Below are 17822 nucleotides of genomic sequence, written 5' to 3' on the forward strand. Positions count from 1 at the left end.
TCTCAGACATGGTCTACGCAACATCGGATGGATCGGCAGGCAAGCGCCTGCGGGTCGGCATGGTCGGCGGCGGCCGCAACGCCTTCATCGGCGCCGTGCATCGCCTCGCCATGCGCCTTGACGACCAGATCGTGCTGGTGGCCGGCGCGCTGTCGTCGGACCCGGAGAATGCCGCCGCTTCCGCCGCCGAGATCGGCATCGCGCCGGAGCGCAGCTATGCCGATTATCACGCCATGGCGTTGGCGGAAGCGGCGCGGCCTGATGGCATCGAGGCGGTCGTCATCGTCACGCCCAACCATCTGCACGCGCCGATCGCGACCGCCTTCCTCGAAGCCGGCATCGATGTGATCTGCGACAAGCCGCTGTCGACGACGCTTGATGACGCCGAAGCGCTGGTGGCGCTGGCGCGCGCCAAAAAACGCCGCTTCGTCGTCACGCTCAACAACACCGGCTACGCCATGGTGCGGCAGGCGCGCGAGATGGTGATGGCGGGCGAGCTTGGGCGGATCGTGTCCGTGCACGGCGCCTACATCCAGGACTGGCTGGCCAAGCCGATCGACGCCGAGGGCCAGAAGCAGGCGGAGTGGCGCACCGATCCGGCGCGGGCAGGGCAGTCGGCGGTGCTGGCCGATATCGGCGTGCATGCCTTCAACTTGGCGAGCTACATCTCCGGCTGCGAGGCCGAGGCGGTCTCGGCCGATCTGTTCACCGCCGTGCCTGGGCGCCGGCTCGACGACAATGCGCATGTGATGATGCGCTGGACCGGCGGGGCGCGCGGCACCATCCTGGCCAGCCAGACCTCGCCCGGCCACTACAATGATCTGTCCGTCCGCATCTATGGCGACAAGGCTGGCCTCGAATGGTCGGGCGGGCGGCCGGAGGAACTGCGCTTTTCGCCATATGGCGAGGAAACCCGGACGCTGGTGCGCGGCGGCCATGGCTCGACCGCCGAAAGCCAGCGCGTATCGCGCATGCCGGCGGCGCATCCGGAAGGCTATATCGAGGCCTTCGCCAATTTCTACCGCGACGCCGCGGATATCATTCGGGCGCATCGCTCTGGTGGGGTGGTGGATGCGGCGCGCGCGGCGCAGGTGCCGGATGTCGTGGATGGCGCGCGGGGTGTGAAGTTCGTCGCGGCGGCAGTGGAGTCGAATGCGGCTGGTGGGGCTTGGACGGCGGCACGGTTTGGGTGAGGGTGGGGCGATGACCTGTTGCGGGTTGTCGTGAGTAGAGCCAATCGCATATGGCGCTCCCCCTCTCCATCTCGGCTTCGCCGAGCCACCTTGCCGGGGCGAGCCACGGGTCTCGCCCGTCCTTCGGACCCCCCGCTCCTGCGGGGGCGAGGAACCCAAGCTTTTCAAGGCCGCAACCTTGGAGATTAGCATTTCCTCGCCCCCATGAAATGGGGGAGAGGTGGCTCGGCGAAGCCGAGACGGAGAGGGGGCTGGCGCTGTCCTACGCGATTGCCCTGGGTGCAGCAGCGAACCGATCCGCATTGAAGCCGGCCACCCCCAGCCGCGCCTCAATCGCCGCCGCCATCGACAGCACCTGCTCATCCGCAAAACGCCGCCCGATGATCTGCAGGCCGACCGGCAGGCCGTCGGCGGCAAATCCGGCGGGCAGCGACAGCGCCGGCAGTTGCGGCAGCATGTTGAAGGGACAGGTCAGGTCCAGGCCCTTGAAGCGGCCGTCGGGTAGCGTCGCGACATAGTCGTCGTCGGTTTCGGACACCGGCGGCGCTGTAATGGCGCAGGTCGGGCATAGCAAGGCATCGTAGCGTTCGAAAAGCCGCGCCATGTCCTTCCACATCGCGGTGCGCAGCAACTCGACCCGCTTGTAGGCGGTGGCGTTCATCGCCAGCCCGCGTTCGATCATCGAGACCACCGACGGGTCCATGTGATGGCGATGGCCGGCGAGCTCGTCGCCGAAGAAGGCCGACATGAAAACACACCAGAGGTCGAACCATTCGTCGTTGACGGCGCGCGTCCAGGCCATCGGCACCTCGTCGACGATGGCGCCGGCGCTGCGCATCTCGGCGACAGCCTGCCGGATGACGGCTTCGACCCGCGGCTGGATCTGGTAGTAGCCGAGGTCGACCGACAGCGCGAAGCGCTTGCCTTCCAACTCACCCGTCCTCGTGGCCAAGGCATCAAAACCGATCGGCAGCGAGGCGATGTCCTCGTCACTGCCGCCCGCTGTCGCTTGCACGAAGGCGACGGCATCGGCGACGCTGCGCGCCAGCGGCCCGAAATGCGAGATGTTGTCGAACACGCTGGGCAGGATGGTCATCGGGATGCGGCCGAGGCTGGGTTTCAGCCCGACGACACCGCAGAAGGCGGCGGGAATGCGCACCGAACCGCCCATGTCGGTGCCCTCGGCGAAGGGCACGACGCCGGTCGCCACCGCGACCCCCGCGCCGCCGGAGGAGCCGCCGCTGGTACGCTCCGGGTTCCACGGATTGCGGGTCACGCCCCAGCGCGGGCTGTTGGTGAAACTGGAAAAGGCGAATTCCGGCGTCGTCGTCTTGCCGACCAGGATCGCGCCGGCCGCTTGCAGGCGGCGGATGCAGAGCGCCGTCTCGGCCGGCACCCAATCCCCCTTCGCCCATGAGCCCAGCGTCGTCAGGTCGCCTGATGTCGGCGTCAGGTCCTTGGCCGCGAACGGCACGCCGTGCAGCGGCCCGGTCGCTTCGCCGCGCGCCACGGCACGGTCGGCAAGGCGAGCCGCTTCCAGCGCCTGCTCCTCGCGGATGACGGCAAAGGCGTTTAGCCTCTCGCTGACCGCCCTGGCGCGGCGGATGGACTCTTCAACCACAGTCTCGGCACTGAAGGCGCCCGAGCGGATGCCATCGGCGATCGCGTTGGCGGTCAGGTCCAGCGGATGGGTCATGGCTCGGGTCTCCGGAAGTGAATTCATGCCGGTCGGCTTTGGTTTTCGGAAGGAAACAGAAAGCGTGCTTGCCTGGGGGTGTCGGACCTGCACAATCTCGCCAACGCTGGAACAGAGGCCCCGCCGTTTCGATGAAATCCGCCGACAAAGGCCCGCATCCGTCCTTCGATGCCTGGAATGCCGGCCTGGGTGCTGCGGCATCCGCCATCGGCTCGCGCGGATTTCCCGATGCGCTGGCGGCGGCGCTGCGCCTGCTCACAGCCTTCCAGATGATGAACGGCTTTCTCTATTCGCCCGCCGGTCGCGCCTTCGACCTCTACAATGAGAAGATCGTTGCCGAGCGCTCGATCATCGTCGACCGCTACCTTGCCGGCGCCTATGTGCTGGACCCGTTCTACGACGCAGTTCGCGGCGACAGCACAGAGCGCATGATCGTGATGCGGGAGCTGGCGCCCGATGATTTCCTGCACACCGAATATTATCGGCGGCACTATGCCACCACCGAGATCGGCGACGAGATCGGTTTCGTGCTGAAGCTGGAGAACGGCTTTGCCGGCGTGCTGTCGCTGTCGCGGACCGGGGCGGCACCGGTCTTCGCCGAGGATGAGCTGGAGCGCCTGAGGTCCGCCGCTCCCATCGTCTGCGCGCTCGCGGCGCGGCACTGGTTTCATGCTCCGGGCCTCTCGCTCGACATCAAGAACGCGGCCCCCGCGGCGCGGATCGAGCATCCGCTGCTGACCCGGCGCGAGCTCGAGATCGTCACGCTGATCCTCAAGGGACATTCCAACCTCTCGCTCGCCGCCGTGCTGTCACTGTCGCCCAACACGGTGAAGGTCCATCGCCGGCAGATCTATTCGAAGCTTTCCATTTCAAGCCAGGCCGAACTGTTCCGGCTGTTTCTTGCCTAGGCTCAAATGAACCGCACTTTCGAGGTAAGAGTGACCGATGCGTAGCTCTCAAATGGAACGATATGTCTGGGCCTCTGTCCTGTATTACGCCGTGGCGGTGGTTGCCTCTGTGTTTCTCGTGGGCGCTGTCATGAGCGATCTCGGCGTTCTGTGGAGCGTGCTTGCCCTGTTGGGCTACGTTTCGTTGATCGTATCTCTTCAGATATGGCGACGCAGACGACATCCGCGAAGTGTCTATCAAGTGGAATTGGCCAAACGGGATGCCTAGTTTTTCGTTTATTGGCAACGAGATAGAGCGGCAGCCTGCATCAAGGTAAGAGGCCGCCGCCAGCGCCTTACTCGGCGAAATCCATCTCGGGTGGCGCGACCTGGAAGAAGCTCGTGAGGTAGGCGAGATAGACGATGCCGACCGCCAGCCAGACCAGGCCCAGCACCTTGGCGTTCTCGTCGAGGTTCCACAGCAGGAAGAGGTCGCAGACCGCAGCGAGCGCCGGGACAATCAGGCCGATCAACACGCCGAGCGGACGCACCTGCTGGTCGCGCTTCAAATAGAGCGCGATCACCGAGACGTTGACGGCGGTGAAGGCGAGGAAGGCGCCGAAATTGATGAACGAGGTCGAGGTGGTGACGTCCATGGTCAGCGCCGCCAGGCCGACCACGCCGACAAGGATCAGGTTGAGGATCGGCGTGTGCCATTTCGGATGCAGGTTGCCGAAGAACGAGACCGGCAGCACCGTGTCGCGGCCCATGGCGTAGAGCAGCCGGCCAACGCTGGCTTGTGCTGCAAGGCCGGAGGTGAATTGCGCCACGACCAGCGTCGCCAGGAAGATGGTGACGAACAGGTCACCGCCGATCGCCTTGGCGATTTCGGTGGCGGCGGCGTCGACCGAGACGAAATCCATGCCGGGATGGGCAAGCTGGGTGATGTAGGCCGAGGCGATGAAGATCACGCCGCCGGCAAGCGCGATGATCAGGATCGCTTTCGGCATGGTGCGGCGCGCATCCCTGGTCTCCTCGGTCAGCGTCGACACCGCGTCGAAGCCGAGGAAGGAGTAGGCGGCTATCGCAGCACCTGCCACCGAGGCCGAGAACGGCACGCCTTCCTTGAAGAAGGGCGTGACCGAGACCAAGCCGCCGGGGCCGTTCAGCGCCACCACATAGCGGGCGGCCAGCACCAGGAAGGCGACGAGCACGCCGAGCTGCACCAGCATCAGGATGAAATTGACGCGGTTGGCAAAGGCGATGCCGACGACATTGACCACGGTGGTCAGTGCGATGAAGCTGACAATCCAAACCCAGGTCGGAATCGCCGGGAAGGCCGAAGCGAGATAGGCCGCACCGATCAGCCAGATCACCATCGGCAGGAAGAAATAATCGAGCAGCACCGCCCAGCCGACAAGGAAGCCGATGCTGGGGCTGATCGAGCGGCGGGCATAGGTGTAGGCCGAGCCGGCAACGGGATAGACGCGGGCCATGACGCCGTAGCTGATGGCGGTGAGCAGGATGGCCGCCGCCGCCACGAGATAGGCCATGGCGGTGGTGCCCTGGCTTGCCGCGGCCAGCGCGCCAAAAGTGCCGAAGACGATCATCGGCGTCATGTAGGCCAGGCCGAAGAGCACGACGGACCAGAGTCCGAGCGCGCGGTCGAGTTTGACAGTGTCTTGCATTGTTCCGCCTCCGGAAAGGATTGTTTCCGATGCTTTTTCCGGAGGCCGGCTGGCGCCTGGAGATCAGGCGTTGGCGAAGGGCTTGCGGTCGCATTTCTCGAAGTTGAGGCGGAGCATGACTTAGCCGGCGCAACGCGGCCATAACCCCAAGGGATTATGCGGGGAGTCGTGTGCGTGATGCGGCGCGGGTGGATGGTTATGGATCGGCTGAGGAATGGCGGCGCATTTGCGGGCGGCGGTCCTGAAACGCATATGGCGCTCCCCCTCTCCGTCTCGGCTTCGCCGAGCCACCTCTCCCCCGCTCTCGCGGGGGCGAGGAACCCAAGTTTTTCAAGGCCGCGACCTTGGAGATTAGCGTTTCCTCGCCCCCATGAAATGGGGGAGAGGTGGCTCGGCGAAGCCGAGACGGAGAGGGGGCAGGCGCTGTCCGATGGGATTGGCCTGCCGGGGCGCTAAAGCAACTGCAGCCGCTGGTCGATCAACTGAAACAGCCGCTCATCATCGACCTCGGTGATGACATGGACCGGCAGGCCCTTGCCGGCGCCGTTTTCGACCGCCCGCGTGCGGCCATAGGATCCGGCTTGATCGCATTCGACCTCGATCACCGCGTCGACGCCCTTGAACAGGGTCGGGTCGATCAGGAACGCCGTCACACAGGGGTCGTGCAGGCTGGCGTCGCCGCTGCCATAGTAGCGCATCATGGCGATGGCGGTTTGCATGATCGGGCTGGCGTCGCGCTCGAGCTGGTCGAAGCGCGCCTGGGTCAGCGTCGCGTGGCGGGTCACGTCGAGGCCGAACATGGTCATCGGGATGCCGGACGACAGCACCACTTGCGCGGCATGCGGATCGATCCAGATGTTGAACTCGGCATCGGTCGCGGTGTTGCCCGGGCTGAAGGCAGCGCCGCCCATGAAGACGATGGCCTTGATCTTGGTCGTTATGGACGGCTCCTTGATCAGAGCCAGCGCGATGTTGGTCATCGGCCCGATCGGGCAGAGCGTGATCTGGCCGGGCTCGCGCAGGATGGTGTCGATGATGAAATCGACGGCATGTTGGCTCTGCACCTGATGCGTGGCGTCGGGCACGCCGAGGTCGCCAAGGCCGTCGGTGCCGTGCACCGAAGCGCCGCGCTGCACGCGCGGCAGGATGATCGGCCTGCTGCAGCCGGCGTAGACCGGAATGTCCTGGCGGCCGGCCATGGCGGTGATGCGCAAGGCGTTGCGGGTCGTCAACGGCAGCGAGACATTGCCGATGACCGTCGTGATGCCGACGATCTCGATCTCGTCGGGCGAGGCAAACGCCAGAAGGAGCGCGATGGCGTCATCGACGCCGGGGTCGCAATCGATGATAATCCTGCTCTTGGCCATGCCTGAAAGTCCATTTCCTGTGTAGCTGTAGAAGAGGGCCACCCCGGTTGGGGTAGCCCTCGCTGCTCGAGCGACTTCGCGCCTATTTCAGCAGTTCGTTGGTGTAGTATTTTGAGGCGGGGAGGACTTCCTTGATCTGGTCGGTGTCCTTCAGTGCCTGGGCGATCGGCAGCCAGTTCTTGTCTTCCTGCATCATGTAGCCGGTGTCGCCCTTCATAAGTGCTGCGGTCAGCTTCCAGCCGGAGAGGTTGTAGGCAAGGCTGCCGCCTTCCGGATAAGCCTTAGTGAACATCTCGGCGGCTTCGTCGGGATGGTCGGCGGCCCATTGCGTCGCCTTGATGGTGGCGCGCATCCACTTCTTGGCGATGTCGCCATGGTCGGCGAGGTAGGCGGTGGAAGCGGTATAGGTCCAGACCGGCACGTCGGGCGCGCCGGCGGCGGCGCCAACGAGGCTGGTCGGGTCCTTCTTCAAGGTCTCCTGGACCTGCGGCACCAGATAGTTTTCGGTGTTGGTGGCGATGTCGATCTTGCCGGCGAGCAAGAGATTGGTGTCGGAATCCTGCGCGATGATCAGCTTGACGTCGTCCTCGGTCAGCTTGGCGGCCTTGAGCACGAACGGCATCATCGCCTTGGTCCAGGAGTCGGTGTAGATGGCGATCGACTTGCCCTTGAGGTTGTCGAGCGAGAGCGGCTCGCCGGGGCGGCCGAACAGGCCCCAATTGTTGCTCTTGGTGTAGAGGCCGATCGAGGTGATCGGGATGCCCTGGGCAGCGCCGAAGACGACATCGGTGGTGGCCTCGAAGCCGATCTCGGCCTGGCCGACGGCAAGCAGCCGTGCCGTGGTCTGCGAGTCCGGCGGGAAGATGACATCGACCTTGATGCCTTCGGCCTCGTAGAAGCCTTTCTGCTGGCCGACCAGCGTCGGGATCAGTTCGAAGTCGGCGCTTGCCCAGTCATAGACGAAGCGGACGGTGGTGAGGTCGGCGGCGTTGGCCGGAGTCGCCGCTAGGGCGGTTCCGAGGGCGAGCAGGCCCGCGGTGGCTGAGAGCATCCTGGTGTAAGCACTGTGCATTGCATTCCCCTTTTTGGTTGTTGTCGGCTGGTTGAAAATTGGTGGTATTTCAGGCAGCGGCGCTGGCCTGAGCCGGCTTCCACTGCGCCCAGGCGGGCGCGGTAGAGCGCGAGCGCCAGGGCGTCATCAGCACTTCGAGCCCGAAGACGAGCAGGAACGAGCCGACGCCGATGACGGTGAGAAGCAGCATCGCTGCATAGACCCCAGCGGTGTTCATCTGCGCGTTGGCGGTGAGCAAATAGGTGCCGAGGCCCTGCTTGGACGACGCCGTCCATTCGCCGATGACGGCGCCGGTCACCGCATAGGTGGCACCGATCTTGAGACCCGAAAACAGCGGGCCGATGCAGGCCGGCAATTTGACGATAGCAAAGGTGCGCAGGCCGCCGCCGCCCATCAGGCGGGCGAGGTTGAGCATATCGCGGTCGACCGAAGCCAGACCGTCCAACACGTTGACGACGACCGGGAAGAACACAATCCAGGCGACGATGATCAGCTTGGGCATCAGGCCGAAACCGAAGATGATGACCAGGGGTGCGGCGATGGCGACGATCGGCACCGCCTGCGAAATGATCAAAGCCGGCATGACCAGCCGCTGCACGACACGGATCTGCCCCATGGCGAGCGCAAGCACGAAGCCGATGGCGGCGCCGATGACATAGCCGATCGCTGTTTCATAGTACCGAAAGCCGCGGCCAGTTGTCGAACAGCGTCGAGAACGCCTGGGCCGGCGGCGGAATGACATAGGCGGGAAGGCCGGTGACCCAGACCAGTAGCTGCCAGGCGACCAGGATGAGCACCATGGCCACGACCCAGATCAGGAATGGTCCCGCCGCTGCTCCAAACCGTGTGTTCATTGCCGTGCTCCCGATTGGCCGGTGGTCAGTGCCCGATTGGTCGATGACCAATCGGTCAGTGCCCGATTGGTCAGTGGTAGAGATGCTGCATGATCTGCCGCTTCAGGCCGACGAAGGTGTCGGTCGTCAGCACTTCCAGCGGCCGGGGCCGGGGCAGGTCGACGGTTAGGATTTCGGCGATGCGGCCGGGGCGGGGCGTCATCACCACGATGCGGTCGGCGAGATAGATCGCCTCGTCGACATCATGGGTGACGAACAGGATGGTGCGCTTGAGGTCGCGCCAGAGCTGCAGCAGCCATTGCTGCATGCCAAGCCGCGTCTGCGCGTCGAGCGCGCCGAACGGCTCGTCGAGCAGCATCACCTGCCGGCCGGCGGCGATGGTGCGCATCATGGCGACGCGCTGGCGCATGCCGCCGGACAGCGCATGCGGATAGTGGTTGAGGAAATCGCCGAGGCCGTAGCGGCTGGCGAGCTCGGCTGCCTCTTCGCGGTCCCTTGCGGTGGCGCCGCGTGTCAGCGACGCGGCCAGCGTGATGTTGCCGAGCACGGTGCGCCAGGGCAGCATCAAATCCTTCTGCAGCATGTAGCCGACCTGGCCCGGCCGGTTGGAGACATCCTGGCCGTCGAGCACGATCTTGCCGGACGTTGCCTTGAGCAGGCCCGATACGACGTTGAACAGCGTGCTCTTGCCGCATCCTGAGAAAGAGGCAGCGCATCTGACCTTCCTCGCCAGTCATGGCGTCGATGGCATCGTGCTCGCCGCGAGCGACCTTATTCCGGACGCTGACCTCCTGGAGCGGCTCAGGATCCCGGTGATCTCGATGGACCGGGAAATTCCCGATCTCGACTGTCTCGCCGCGCGCATCGATACGGATTACGAGCAGGGCGCCTTCCTGTCGGCGCGCCATCTGATCGAGGCGGGACACACACGCATCGCCTTTGTCAGCGGCAATCCCGCCGCCTCGAACACCAAAATCAGGCGGGCGGGATTCGAGCGGGCGCATCGCGAGGCCGGGCTGCCGGTCGATCCCGATCTGATCGAATGCGGCGCGTTCAATCATCGGTTTGGACTGGTGGCCACCCGCACGCTGCTCGACCGCGCACACTTCTCGGCCATGTGCTGCATGAGCGACATGCTGGCGATGGGGGCGACCGTCGCGCTGCGCGAACGCGGCCTGAGCGTTCCCGAAGACTGCGCGGTGATGGGCTTCGACAACATCTACATCGCGCCGCTGCTGGTGCGGCCGCTGTCGACGATCGAACGGCGCATTTCCGAAGCCGGTTCCCTGGCGATCGGTGCGCTGATCGATTTCCTCGACGACCCAACGCAGCCGCGCCGGATGGTGTTGATGGAACCGACAGTGATCCTGCGCGAGACGACGTGACGGGGCAGGGACATGGCTGGCGGCTATCCAGCCCCCAATTGCTCTACCAAGTCAGCCAGAATAGGCCGCTGCCCGACAAGGATCTTGACCTCGGCCTCGGCCAAGCTGAACCAGCCGGCCCTGTCGATCTCCGGAAACTCCTTCATCGATCCCGACCGCGGCGGCCATTCCATGGTGAAGCTGTTGCTCTTGACGGCGGCGGCGTCGATCTCGGTCCGTGCCTCGACGGACCATGCGATAACGATCTTGCCGCCCGGCTGCTTGTAATCACCGAGGCGCGCGAAGGGACCATCGACCGTGACGCCGAGCTCTTCCCCGGTCTCGCGCCGTGCGGCCGCCAGTTCGTCCTCGCCCTCGTCGACGAGGCCTTTCGTGATCGACCAGGCGCCATCGTCCTTCTTCGCCCAGAACGGGCCGCCGGGATGAACCAGAAGCACTCTGAGTTCGTCGTCGCTTCGACGATAAATCAGCAGGCCCGCACTGCGTTTTGCCATTTTTGCATGTCCGTTTGCGGCGCTGGTGCGAGGTCGGCCGATTCTGTGTCGATCATGGATGCCGATCTTGCACCGGGAAATTGCGACGCTATGTCAGATGCATCTGCATTGCACCTCACCCGCGAGTTCGGCAATCTGATAGTATCGTTTCTGGGGCGGCGTCGAAAAATCAGGTGGGGCGTCCGGAATGCAACTGGGTCTGATCGGCTACTACAGCGATTTCGTGGTCTATCCGCTGGTGATCGCCCTCTTGGGGGTGGCCGGGCTGATCGAGGCCGGGGAAGAGAGTGCGCCGGAATGGATCGGCACGGTGCTGATCTGTCTCGGCCTGTGGACGTTGATCGAATACGTCCTGCACCGCTTCGTCCTTCATCACGTTCCCTACATCAGGGACCTGCACGACCGTCATCATGTCGAGGAGCGCAGCCCGGTGGGCACGCCGACCTGGCTCAGTCTCGGCGTGCATGCGCTGATCGCACTGCCCGTTTGGCTGATTTCGGATTTCGCGACCGCCAGCGCGGTCAGTTGCGGGCTGATGCTGGGCTATCTCTGGTATGTCAGTGTCCACCACATGATCCACCACTGGCATCCCGCCCATCCCAGCTACCTCTACACGCTGAAGCGCCGCCATGCGGTGCACCACCATATCGACGACAACGCCAATTTCGGCGTGACGTCGCTATTGTGGGACCGGGTTTTCGGCACGGCGCGGCTTTGAGGGCAGTAGGGCAGTAGGGCAGTAGGGCAGTAGGGCAGTAGGGCAGTAGGGCAGTAGGGCAGTAGGGCAGTAGGGCAGTAGGGCAGTAGGGCAGTAGGGCAGTAGGGCAGTAGGGCAGTCATTCAGCGCCGCTTGCCGCGACCGGCAGGTGACTTGGAGCCGCGAGGCCCGCTCTGCACCGGCGTGTTGTGCTGGTTTTCGTCGGTCAGTTTGCGCCAGCGGGCCAGGCGTTCCGGATCAAGCGTGCCGGCCTTGATGGCAGCCTGCACCGCGCAGCCCGGTTCGTGCACATGCGTGCAGTCGCGGAACTTGCACAGCGGTGCCAGCTCGGTGATCTCGGCAAACAGCGTGTCGATGCCGTAGCCGACGTCGCTGACCTGCAGCGTGCGCATGCCCGGCGTGTCGATCACCCAGCCACCACCGGCAATGGCATGCAGCGACCGCGCCGTGGTGGTGTGGCGTCCCTTGGCGTCGTGTTCGCGAATGGCTCCGGTCTGCTGCGGCGATTGCCGCGCCGATCCGGCCAGCGTGTTGACCAGTGTCGATTTGCCGACACCGGAGGAACCGATCAGCGCCACCGTCTGCCCCGTGCCGCACCAGGCGGCGAGTGCTGCCGCGGCATCCGCTGTGCGCGGGTTCAGCGTCACCACGGCCAATCCGCGCTGCAGTGCGGCGGCTTGGTTTTGGTACGCTTCGGCGTCTTCAGCCGTGTCGGCCTTGGTCAGCAGGATCACGGGTGTCGTTCCGGCCTCGTTGGCCAGCGCCAGATAGCGCTCGAGCCGCGCGATGTTGAAATCGGCATTGCAGGAGGTGACGATGAACAGCGTGTCGACATTGGCCGCGGCCAGCTGTGGCACCCGGCCGCCCTGGGTGCGGCGTTCCAGAACCGTCTTGCGGGTCAGGCGACGGCGCAAGAGGTGACTATGCGGCTCGACCAGCACCCAGTCGCCGACGGCGTAGTCGCCAGTGTTGGCTTGCGGCGCCAGCGTCAGGTCGATTTGTCCCGTCTGGGACAGGCCGCTCAGGCGGTCACGATGCACCATGGCAATGCGGGTCGGGATCAGGCCTGCCTCAGCCTGTTCAAGCTGATCGCCGAAAAAATCCGACCATCCGAGGCTGGCGAGCGATGGTGACGGAACGGGGGAGGAGGCCGTCACGGCTTCGACCAAGGGTGCGGCGTCGCTGACATCGGACAGTATCTCTGGCAAGAAGAGGTGTGGCGCGGACAACGCCCCTTTGGGGGGCGGTCCGCCCACGCTGTTGTATGGGCGGCATGGCGGGATTTGGCAAGCATTTCACGGCGAGAGGGCCGGGCTCACCCGTCAGCGACGTCGATTGTCTCGATAGTCACCGGGCGAGCCTCAAGACAAGAAGCCGCTCGCCAGGCCGGAGTCCGCATTTTCTTGACAAGCCGCGCTTGCCGGATGTTACTGCCGCCAGCCGCTTGGGCTGGGGGACTTTGCCGTGAAGAAGACATATCTGAAGCCGGTGCTGGTGAAGCGCGAGCTGCTGTCCGCCGTGACCGCCGCGCCTGCCACGTCCGGGCGTTGATCCGGAAGCCGTAGGGCGAGGGGGCTGACGCCTCCCACGCTCACAGCTCCTTTTCCGCCAATTTCCTGAATCCGTCGGGAAACTGGTGCAAGCCCGATCTCATTGCCACGACAGCCGGCTCAAGATAGATTCCGCTGGGGTAATGGAACCGGGGGCGTACCGGGAATGCTTCTGCCATTTTTGCATTGGCATACGCCTCGTCGCCATGGCGGGCTGAAATGGATGGCTCTTTTTGCGCCGTTCATCTTGTTGTCTGGCTACATTGCTTATGGCTTTGTCGGCATCCAGATCGACTCGCCACTCTCCGCCCTCAGGCATTTTGCTGCATTCCCGAACTGTGCGGCCGCCCGCGCCGTCGGGCTTGCCCCCGCGCGCAAGGGGCAACCCGGCTATTGGCCGACGCATGATGCGGACAAGGACGGTATCGCCTGCGAGCCTTGGCATGGGGAAAGCGCCAGCGGCGTCAAAGTGCATCGTTACTGGCGCACTGGCAGGTAGTTCTTACAATTCCTTTTCCGCCAGCTCCCTGAATTCGTCAGGCACCGAGCGGGCGGCCTCCAGTGCCACGGTGCCGTACCCTACGGCCTGCTTGCCGAAGCGCTCGCGGATCTTGTCGATGGCGCGGTCGGCGCCGAAGCGGGCGAGGCCTTGGCTGGAGCCGGGGCGGCGCTTCTCGTCGGCGAGGCCGAGCGGCAGGTCGAGCTGCAGCTCGGCACTTTCCCAGAGATGCGAGACCGAGATCGCCAGCAGCGAGATGGTTTTCTCCCCGGGATGGTCGGCAAGCACGCCGCGCACCAGGTCGCCGGCGATTTCGGCCAGCATGGTGGTCGCCGAGATCGGCTGGTCCAGCGTGATCGAGCGCGTGACGGCGCTGAGATCGGCAAAGCGCACGCGCACCGTCACGGTGCGGCCTGGCCGCGCCTTGGCGCGCAGCCGGCTGGCGACCCGGTCGGCCAGATGCAGCAGCGTCGGCACGATCACTTGCGCCACGGCGGGCTTCTGGCCAAGTGCTGATTGCGCACCGGCCGAGTGCGCGCGGCGCTTGGTCTCCAGTTTCCTCGGGTCGCGGTTCCAGGACAGGGCGGCGAGTTTTTCGCCGGCGGCGGGGCCGAGCAGCCTGGTCAGCGCGCCGCTATGGGTCCTCGCCAGTTGGCCGATGGTCTCGACGCCGATCTCGGCCAGCCTTGCCCTGGTCGCCGGGCCGACGCCCCACATCAGCCCGACCGGCAGATCGTGCAGGAAGGCAAGCTCGGTGCCGGGATCGACCACCACCAGCCCGTCGGGCTTGGCGACCTGCGAGGCGATCTTGGCCAGGTGCTTGGTGCGGGCGACGCCGATCGAGATCGGCAGGCCGAGTTCGGCTCGCACGCGGCGGCGGATCGCCGTGGCGATCTCTTGCGGCTGCCCGAACAGATGCGTGCAGCCGGCGACATCGGCGAAGGCCTCGTCGATGGAAATGCGCTCGACCACCGGCGTGAAATCGTCGAGCACTTTTATCGCCGCATCGCCCAGCCGCTGGTAGTGGCTGAAATTGCCGCCGACGAAGATCAGCTGCGGGCAAAGCTCACGCGCTTTGCGCCCCGGCATGCCGCCGCGCACGCCGAAGGCGCGCGCTTCATAGGAGGCGGCCAACACCACGCCGCCGCCCACCGCGATCGGCTTGCCGCGCAGCGACGGGTCGAGCAGCTGCTCGACCGAGGCGTAGAACGCGTCGAGATCGGCATGCAGGATGGTGGCTGTCGTTTCCATCCCGACCGCTCATCCGCAGTTGCTGATAGACAAGAACGAATAGAGAACAAAAGGTGATTATTGTCAAGCGGGGCCGCGGATGCACCCGGTGGGCAACTGTCTTCCGTGACGTGCTGTATCCTGTGACGGTAGCGCTGCCCCTCATCTGGCTGCCGCCATCTTCTCCCCGTAAACGGCTACGGAATGCACACATCTAGGAGTGGGGTGCGGCGGATTGACTCTCGGCTTGAGGAGGGCTGGCGGTCTCGGCTTTCGGCGTGATTCTGTGTCAGGCACTTTGCTTGATTCGAGGTGTCGCATGCTTGTTGAGCAACCGTCGCTGGGCCGTTTCGGGGATTTGCGCCTCGACAAAAGGGGGCGATGCTGCTCGACCGCATGGTTGCGCGCCAAGATATCTGCCTGCGCCGGCTTGGCGAGGGCCGGCGGGCGCAGGAGGTCGGGTTCCATCGCCTGCTGGCCAATGACAAGGTGACGATCGAGCGGTTGATCCAAGGCTGGAGCGAACAGACGGTGTCTGCGGCCGCCGAGCGGCATGTGTTGGCGATCCAGGACACCAGCGAGATCACCTTTGCCACCACGCCCGAGCGGCGACGCGGCCTGGGTGAGATCGGCAAAGGTGGTGGGCGCGGCGTGCTGGTGCATGCGATGGTGGCCATCGATGCGGTGAGCGGCGGTTGTCTGGGGCTGGTGGCCGGCAGCGTCTACACGCGCAAGGGCCGGGTCGAGACACCGCACGCCAAGCGCTCGCTCAAGGACAAGGAATCGCGCCGCTGGATCGACACGGCCCTTCAGGCCAGAAGCGTGCTGGCCAAAGCCGCCACTGTTACGATCGTGGCCGACCGCGAGAGCGACATCTATGCCGAATGGGCGACACTGCCCGGCGGCAATGTCCACCTTTTGACGCGTGTGATGCACGATCGTGCCGTAGCGGGCGGCGGTACTTTGTCGAGCGTGACGGCAGCGCTGCCGTTCGTGGCCGCGCGCAGGCTTGAGTTGTTGGCCACGCACAAGCGGGCGGCACGCAGCACCCAGGTGAGCCTGCGCTTCAGCAAGGTCGAGGTGTGCTGTCCCGACAATCCCGGCGCCAGGGATTTGCCGAAGACCGTGACGCTGAACCTTGTCGAAGTCGTCGAACTTGGTCCTCCAGCCGCGGCCGAGCCAGTGCACTGGCGTCTGCTCACCACCCATGAGATCAGCGACGTCGCCGCCGCCTGGCAGATCGTCGACTGGTACAGGCGGCGCTGGACCATCGAGCAGTTGTTCCGTCTGATGAAGACGCACGGCCTGCGCCTCGAGGACAGCCAACTCGCCAGCGCCGAGGTCTTGATCAAGCTCGCCGCCATCGCCACCAAGGCTGCGGCGGTTATCCTGCAACTCGTCCAGGCCCGCGAAGGCATTGGTGGCGAACACGCCGCCAATGCCTTCAGCACTTCCGACATCGCCGTGCTCGACAGCCTCGATGCCAGCTATCAAGGTCGCACCGCCTTGCAAAACAACCCGCACCCAAGGCACAGTCTCGCATGGGCCGCCTGGATCATTGCCCGCCTTGGCGGCTGGAATGGCTATCCCTCCTCCAAACCACCTGGTCCCATCACCTTCCGACACGGCCTCGAATACTTCCGTGCCATCGCAAAAGGCTGGGAACTCAGAGATGTGTGCATTCCGTAGCCGTAAACGGGGAGAAGGACGCTCGCGTCGCTGGTTTCGCCAATCGCCAACGTTGCAAGTGAAGCGGCGGCGCTGAGATCAGCCTCTTTCGCCCCGTTTACGGGGAGAAATGCCCGGCAGGGCAATGAGGGGCGGCGCTAACGTTGCGGGACGGGCGGTGCCCCTTCGGTCGAACCTCAACAACCGCCGTCCTCTTAAACAACGTGCTCGGCCCGCAGCGCCGCTTTCATCCGCTCCAGCGCCGGCGCGCCGCCGGCCGCCAGTTCGTCGGCGATGCGGGCCAGATGATCATCGGCCTTGCGGTGTTTGCTGCCCCAGGCGCCGAGCGTGGTCAGCACCGGCAAAAGGTCGATGCCGGCCTCGGTCAGCCGGTAGATCGCCTTCAGCCCATGGCTCGGGTCGTCGCTGCGGGTGAGGATGCCTTCGTCCTGCAGTGTCTGCAGCCGCTCGGCCAGCGTGCGCGACGAGATGCCTTCGTCGGACTGCAGGAATTCGCGAAAATGCTTTTTCCCGGCGAAGACCAAGTCGCGGATGATGAGCAGCGTCCAGCGGTCACCGAGCAGTTCCAGCGCCAGGTTGATGGGGCAGCCGGATTTTTCACGCGTCGACATCTATGGTTCCATTTTTAAATCACTTTACTATTGACATCATTTTTGCCTTGCGTCAATGGTTCCAAAAGTAAACCAATAACCTTTTGAGCCTGACAGACAGGGAGACGACGATGAAAAAGCTCATCCTGCAGATGCAGATGTCGGTCGACGGTTTCGTCGGCGCCTATGAAGACCATCGCTGGCAGCTGTGGGAATGGGGCGACGACATCATCTGGGACGACGAGTTGAAACAGGATTTCAACACTGTCTTCGCCGGCATCGATACCATCCTGCTCAGCCGCAAGATGGCGGAGGAGGGCTATCTCACCCATTGGGGCAATGCGGCGAAGAAATATCCGGCCGATCCATTCTACGCCTTCGCCCAGCGCATCGTGGAGGCCCAGAAGATGGTGCTGAGCGACAGGCTGAAAACCTCGCGCTGGGAGCGCACGACCGTTGTGAGCGGCGACCTGCCGCGCGAAGTCAACGCGCTGAAGGCGGGCAAGGGCAGCGACATGGCCGTCTTCGGCGGCGCCGGCTTCGCCTCGTCGCTGATCGCGGCCGGTCTGGTTGACGAATTCCAGTTGTTCATCAACCCGGCGGTGCTGGGGGCGGGGCGCCGCATCTTCGACCAGGGCGGTTTTCATAACCTTCGGCTGCTCGGCGCCAAGGCCTATGCCTGCGGCATGGTGGTCAACCGCTACGCCCCGGCGGGGTGAGGGCTGTCCGCTGCCTTGCGCCTGTCAGCCAATAGCGAAGGCTGGTGATCCTTTACACCCCCCTCTGGCCTGCCGGCCATCTCCCCCGCAAGGGGGGAGATCGGCAGCTTCGACGCTCCGCTTGCTCCTGAAACGGTGGTGATTTGCGAAAACGGTTGAGCGCGTAATCTCCCCCCTTGCGGGGGAGATGT

At 64.7% G+C, this 17822-nt stretch carries 18 protein-coding genes; 7 read left to right on the top strand and 11 right to left on the bottom strand.

The window, feature by feature from the left end; genetic code table 11:
* Positions 1 to 8 precede the first annotated feature (8 nt).
* The gene (locus DBIPINDM_RS30345) at positions 9 to 1193 is read left to right on the top strand and encodes a Gfo/Idh/MocA family protein (protein ID WP_258582652.1); all 1185 of its coding nucleotides are present in this window, start codon (positions 9 to 11) and stop codon (positions 1191 to 1193) included.
* Positions 1194 to 1455: 262 nt separating this feature from the next.
* Here DBIPINDM_RS30345 and DBIPINDM_RS30350 read toward each other — a convergent pair whose 3' ends face one another.
* Entirely contained in the window at positions 1456 to 2889 is a 1434-nt protein-coding gene (locus DBIPINDM_RS30350; RefSeq protein WP_258582653.1) for an amidase, read from the bottom strand.
* A 131-nt stretch (positions 2890 to 3020) separates the two neighbouring features.
* Between DBIPINDM_RS30350 and DBIPINDM_RS30355 the strand changes: the two genes are divergently transcribed.
* Positions 3021 to 3797: a helix-turn-helix transcriptional regulator gene (locus DBIPINDM_RS30355; protein WP_258582654.1), complete on the top strand. Its 777-nt coding sequence runs from the start codon at positions 3021 to 3023 to the stop codon at positions 3795 to 3797.
* Between the two features lie 335 nt (positions 3798 to 4132).
* Here the strand turns inward: DBIPINDM_RS30355 and DBIPINDM_RS30360 are convergent, their stop codons facing one another.
* The 6 genes from DBIPINDM_RS30360 to DBIPINDM_RS30385 all read right to left on the bottom strand — a co-directional run bounded on the left by DBIPINDM_RS30360 (position 4133) and on the right by DBIPINDM_RS30385 (position 9490).
* A complete protein-coding gene (locus tag DBIPINDM_RS30360; protein WP_258582655.1) occupies positions 4133 to 5464 on the bottom strand; it encodes an APC family permease in 1332 nt (443 codons plus the stop codon).
* Between the two features lie 452 nt (positions 5465 to 5916).
* Positions 5917 to 6831 carry a nucleoside hydrolase gene (locus DBIPINDM_RS30365; RefSeq protein ID WP_258582656.1) on the bottom strand — a complete coding sequence of 305 codons (915 nt, stop codon included), beginning with the start codon at positions 6829 to 6831 and terminating at the stop codon, positions 5917 to 5919.
* Positions 6832 to 6913: 82 nt separating this feature from the next.
* Positions 6914 to 7903: an ABC transporter substrate-binding protein gene (locus tag DBIPINDM_RS30370; RefSeq protein ID WP_258582657.1), complete on the bottom strand. Its 990-nt coding sequence runs from the start codon at positions 7901 to 7903 to the stop codon at positions 6914 to 6916.
* Between the two features lie 49 nt (positions 7904 to 7952).
* Positions 7953 to 8645, bottom strand: coding sequence for an ABC transporter permease (locus DBIPINDM_RS30375; RefSeq protein WP_258582658.1), 693 nt, complete (start codon positions 8643 to 8645; stop codon positions 7953 to 7955).
* Positions 8575 to 8757, bottom strand: coding sequence for a hypothetical protein (locus DBIPINDM_RS30380; RefSeq protein ID WP_258582659.1), 183 nt, complete (start codon positions 8755 to 8757; stop codon positions 8575 to 8577). Before DBIPINDM_RS30380 ends, DBIPINDM_RS30375 begins: the two co-directional genes overlap by 71 nt.
* Before the next feature lie 70 nt (positions 8758 to 8827).
* On the bottom strand, positions 8828 to 9490 hold the full coding sequence (locus tag DBIPINDM_RS30385; protein WP_318036955.1) for an ABC transporter ATP-binding protein: 663 nt from the start codon (positions 9488 to 9490) through the stop codon (positions 8828 to 8830).
* Between DBIPINDM_RS30385 and DBIPINDM_RS30390 the strand changes: the two genes are divergently transcribed.
* Positions 9408 to 10142 (top strand): substrate-binding domain-containing protein, encoded by a 735-nt coding sequence (locus DBIPINDM_RS30390; protein ID WP_258582660.1) that lies wholly within the window; start codon positions 9408 to 9410, stop codon positions 10140 to 10142. The genes DBIPINDM_RS30385 and DBIPINDM_RS30390 overlap by 83 nt on opposite strands.
* 23 nt (positions 10143 to 10165) lie before the next feature.
* On the opposite strand, the gene DBIPINDM_RS30395 is transcribed toward DBIPINDM_RS30390, so the two are convergent.
* Positions 10166 to 10636 (bottom strand): NUDIX domain-containing protein, encoded by a 471-nt coding sequence (locus tag DBIPINDM_RS30395; protein ID WP_258582661.1) that lies wholly within the window; start codon positions 10634 to 10636, stop codon positions 10166 to 10168.
* A gap of 187 nt (positions 10637 to 10823) precedes the next feature.
* Between DBIPINDM_RS30395 and DBIPINDM_RS30400 the strand changes: the two genes are divergently transcribed.
* Positions 10824 to 11354 (top strand): sterol desaturase family protein, encoded by a 531-nt coding sequence (locus DBIPINDM_RS30400; RefSeq protein WP_258582662.1) that lies wholly within the window; start codon positions 10824 to 10826, stop codon positions 11352 to 11354.
* Between the two features lie 122 nt (positions 11355 to 11476).
* Here the strand turns inward: DBIPINDM_RS30400 and rsgA are convergent, their stop codons facing one another.
* Positions 11477 to 12553, bottom strand: coding sequence for a ribosome small subunit-dependent GTPase A (gene rsgA, locus DBIPINDM_RS30405; protein ID WP_416361798.1), 1077 nt, complete (start codon positions 12551 to 12553; stop codon positions 11477 to 11479).
* Between the two features lie 517 nt (positions 12554 to 13070).
* Here rsgA and DBIPINDM_RS30410 point away from each other — a divergent pair.
* Entirely contained in the window at positions 13071 to 13403 is a 333-nt protein-coding gene (locus tag DBIPINDM_RS30410; protein ID WP_258582663.1) for an excalibur calcium-binding domain-containing protein, read from the top strand.
* Between the two features lie 3 nt (positions 13404 to 13406).
* Here DBIPINDM_RS30410 and dinB read toward each other — a convergent pair whose 3' ends face one another.
* On the bottom strand, positions 13407 to 14654 hold the full coding sequence (gene dinB / locus DBIPINDM_RS30415; protein WP_258582664.1) for a DNA polymerase IV: 1248 nt from the start codon (positions 14652 to 14654) through the stop codon (positions 13407 to 13409).
* A 360-nt stretch (positions 14655 to 15014) separates the two neighbouring features.
* Between dinB and DBIPINDM_RS30420 the strand changes: the two genes are divergently transcribed.
* On the top strand, positions 15015 to 16322 hold the full coding sequence (locus tag DBIPINDM_RS30420; protein WP_258582665.1) for an IS4 family transposase: 1308 nt from the start codon (positions 15015 to 15017) through the stop codon (positions 16320 to 16322).
* Between the two features lie 194 nt (positions 16323 to 16516).
* Here DBIPINDM_RS30420 and DBIPINDM_RS30425 read toward each other — a convergent pair whose 3' ends face one another.
* Positions 16517 to 16933: a winged helix-turn-helix transcriptional regulator gene (locus tag DBIPINDM_RS30425; RefSeq protein WP_258582666.1), complete on the bottom strand. Its 417-nt coding sequence runs from the start codon at positions 16931 to 16933 to the stop codon at positions 16517 to 16519.
* A 110-nt stretch (positions 16934 to 17043) separates the two neighbouring features.
* Between DBIPINDM_RS30425 and DBIPINDM_RS30430 the strand changes: the two genes are divergently transcribed.
* On the top strand, positions 17044 to 17631 hold the full coding sequence (locus DBIPINDM_RS30430; RefSeq protein ID WP_258582667.1) for a dihydrofolate reductase family protein: 588 nt from the start codon (positions 17044 to 17046) through the stop codon (positions 17629 to 17631).
* Positions 17632 to 17822: the final 191 nt, after the last annotated feature.

The organism is Mesorhizobium sp. AR02, from assembly GCF_024746835.1.
Classification (GTDB): domain Bacteria; phylum Pseudomonadota; class Alphaproteobacteria; order Rhizobiales; family Rhizobiaceae; genus Mesorhizobium.

Excerpts from the sequence above, each read along its gene's own strand:
- DBIPINDM_RS30345 (WP_258582652.1), top strand. The coding sequence starts at position 9 with ATGGTCTACGCAACATCGGATGGATCGGCAGGCAAGCGCCTGCGGGTC.
- DBIPINDM_RS30350 (WP_258582653.1), bottom strand. The coding sequence starts at position 2,889 with ATGACCCATCCGCTGGACCTGACCGCCAACGCGATCGCCGATGGCATC.
- DBIPINDM_RS30355 (WP_258582654.1), top strand. The coding sequence starts at position 3,021 with ATGAAATCCGCCGACAAAGGCCCGCATCCGTCCTTCGATGCCTGGAAT.
- DBIPINDM_RS30360 (WP_258582655.1), bottom strand. The coding sequence starts at position 5,464 with ATGCAAGACACTGTCAAACTCGACCGCGCGCTCGGACTCTGGTCCGTC.
- DBIPINDM_RS30365 (WP_258582656.1), bottom strand. The coding sequence starts at position 6,831 with ATGGCCAAGAGCAGGATTATCATCGATTGCGACCCCGGCGTCGATGAC.
- DBIPINDM_RS30370 (WP_258582657.1), bottom strand. The coding sequence starts at position 7,903 with ATGCACAGTGCTTACACCAGGATGCTCTCAGCCACCGCGGGCCTGCTC.
- DBIPINDM_RS30375 (WP_258582658.1), bottom strand. The coding sequence starts at position 8,645 with ATGTCATTCCGCCGCCGGCCCAGGCGTTCTCGACGCTGTTCGACAACT.
- DBIPINDM_RS30380 (WP_258582659.1), bottom strand. The coding sequence starts at position 8,757 with ATGAACACACGGTTTGGAGCAGCGGCGGGACCATTCCTGATCTGGGTC.
- DBIPINDM_RS30395 (WP_258582661.1), bottom strand. The coding sequence starts at position 10,636 with ATGGCAAAACGCAGTGCGGGCCTGCTGATTTATCGTCGAAGCGACGAC.
- DBIPINDM_RS30400 (WP_258582662.1), top strand. The coding sequence starts at position 10,824 with ATGCAACTGGGTCTGATCGGCTACTACAGCGATTTCGTGGTCTATCCG.
- DBIPINDM_RS30410 (WP_258582663.1), top strand. The coding sequence starts at position 13,071 with ATGCTTCTGCCATTTTTGCATTGGCATACGCCTCGTCGCCATGGCGGG.
- dinB (WP_258582664.1), bottom strand. The coding sequence starts at position 14,654 with ATGGAAACGACAGCCACCATCCTGCATGCCGATCTCGACGCGTTCTAC.
- DBIPINDM_RS30420 (WP_258582665.1), top strand. The coding sequence starts at position 15,015 with ATGCTGCTCGACCGCATGGTTGCGCGCCAAGATATCTGCCTGCGCCGG.
- DBIPINDM_RS30425 (WP_258582666.1), bottom strand. The coding sequence starts at position 16,933 with ATGTCGACGCGTGAAAAATCCGGCTGCCCCATCAACCTGGCGCTGGAA.
- DBIPINDM_RS30430 (WP_258582667.1), top strand. The coding sequence starts at position 17,044 with ATGAAAAAGCTCATCCTGCAGATGCAGATGTCGGTCGACGGTTTCGTC.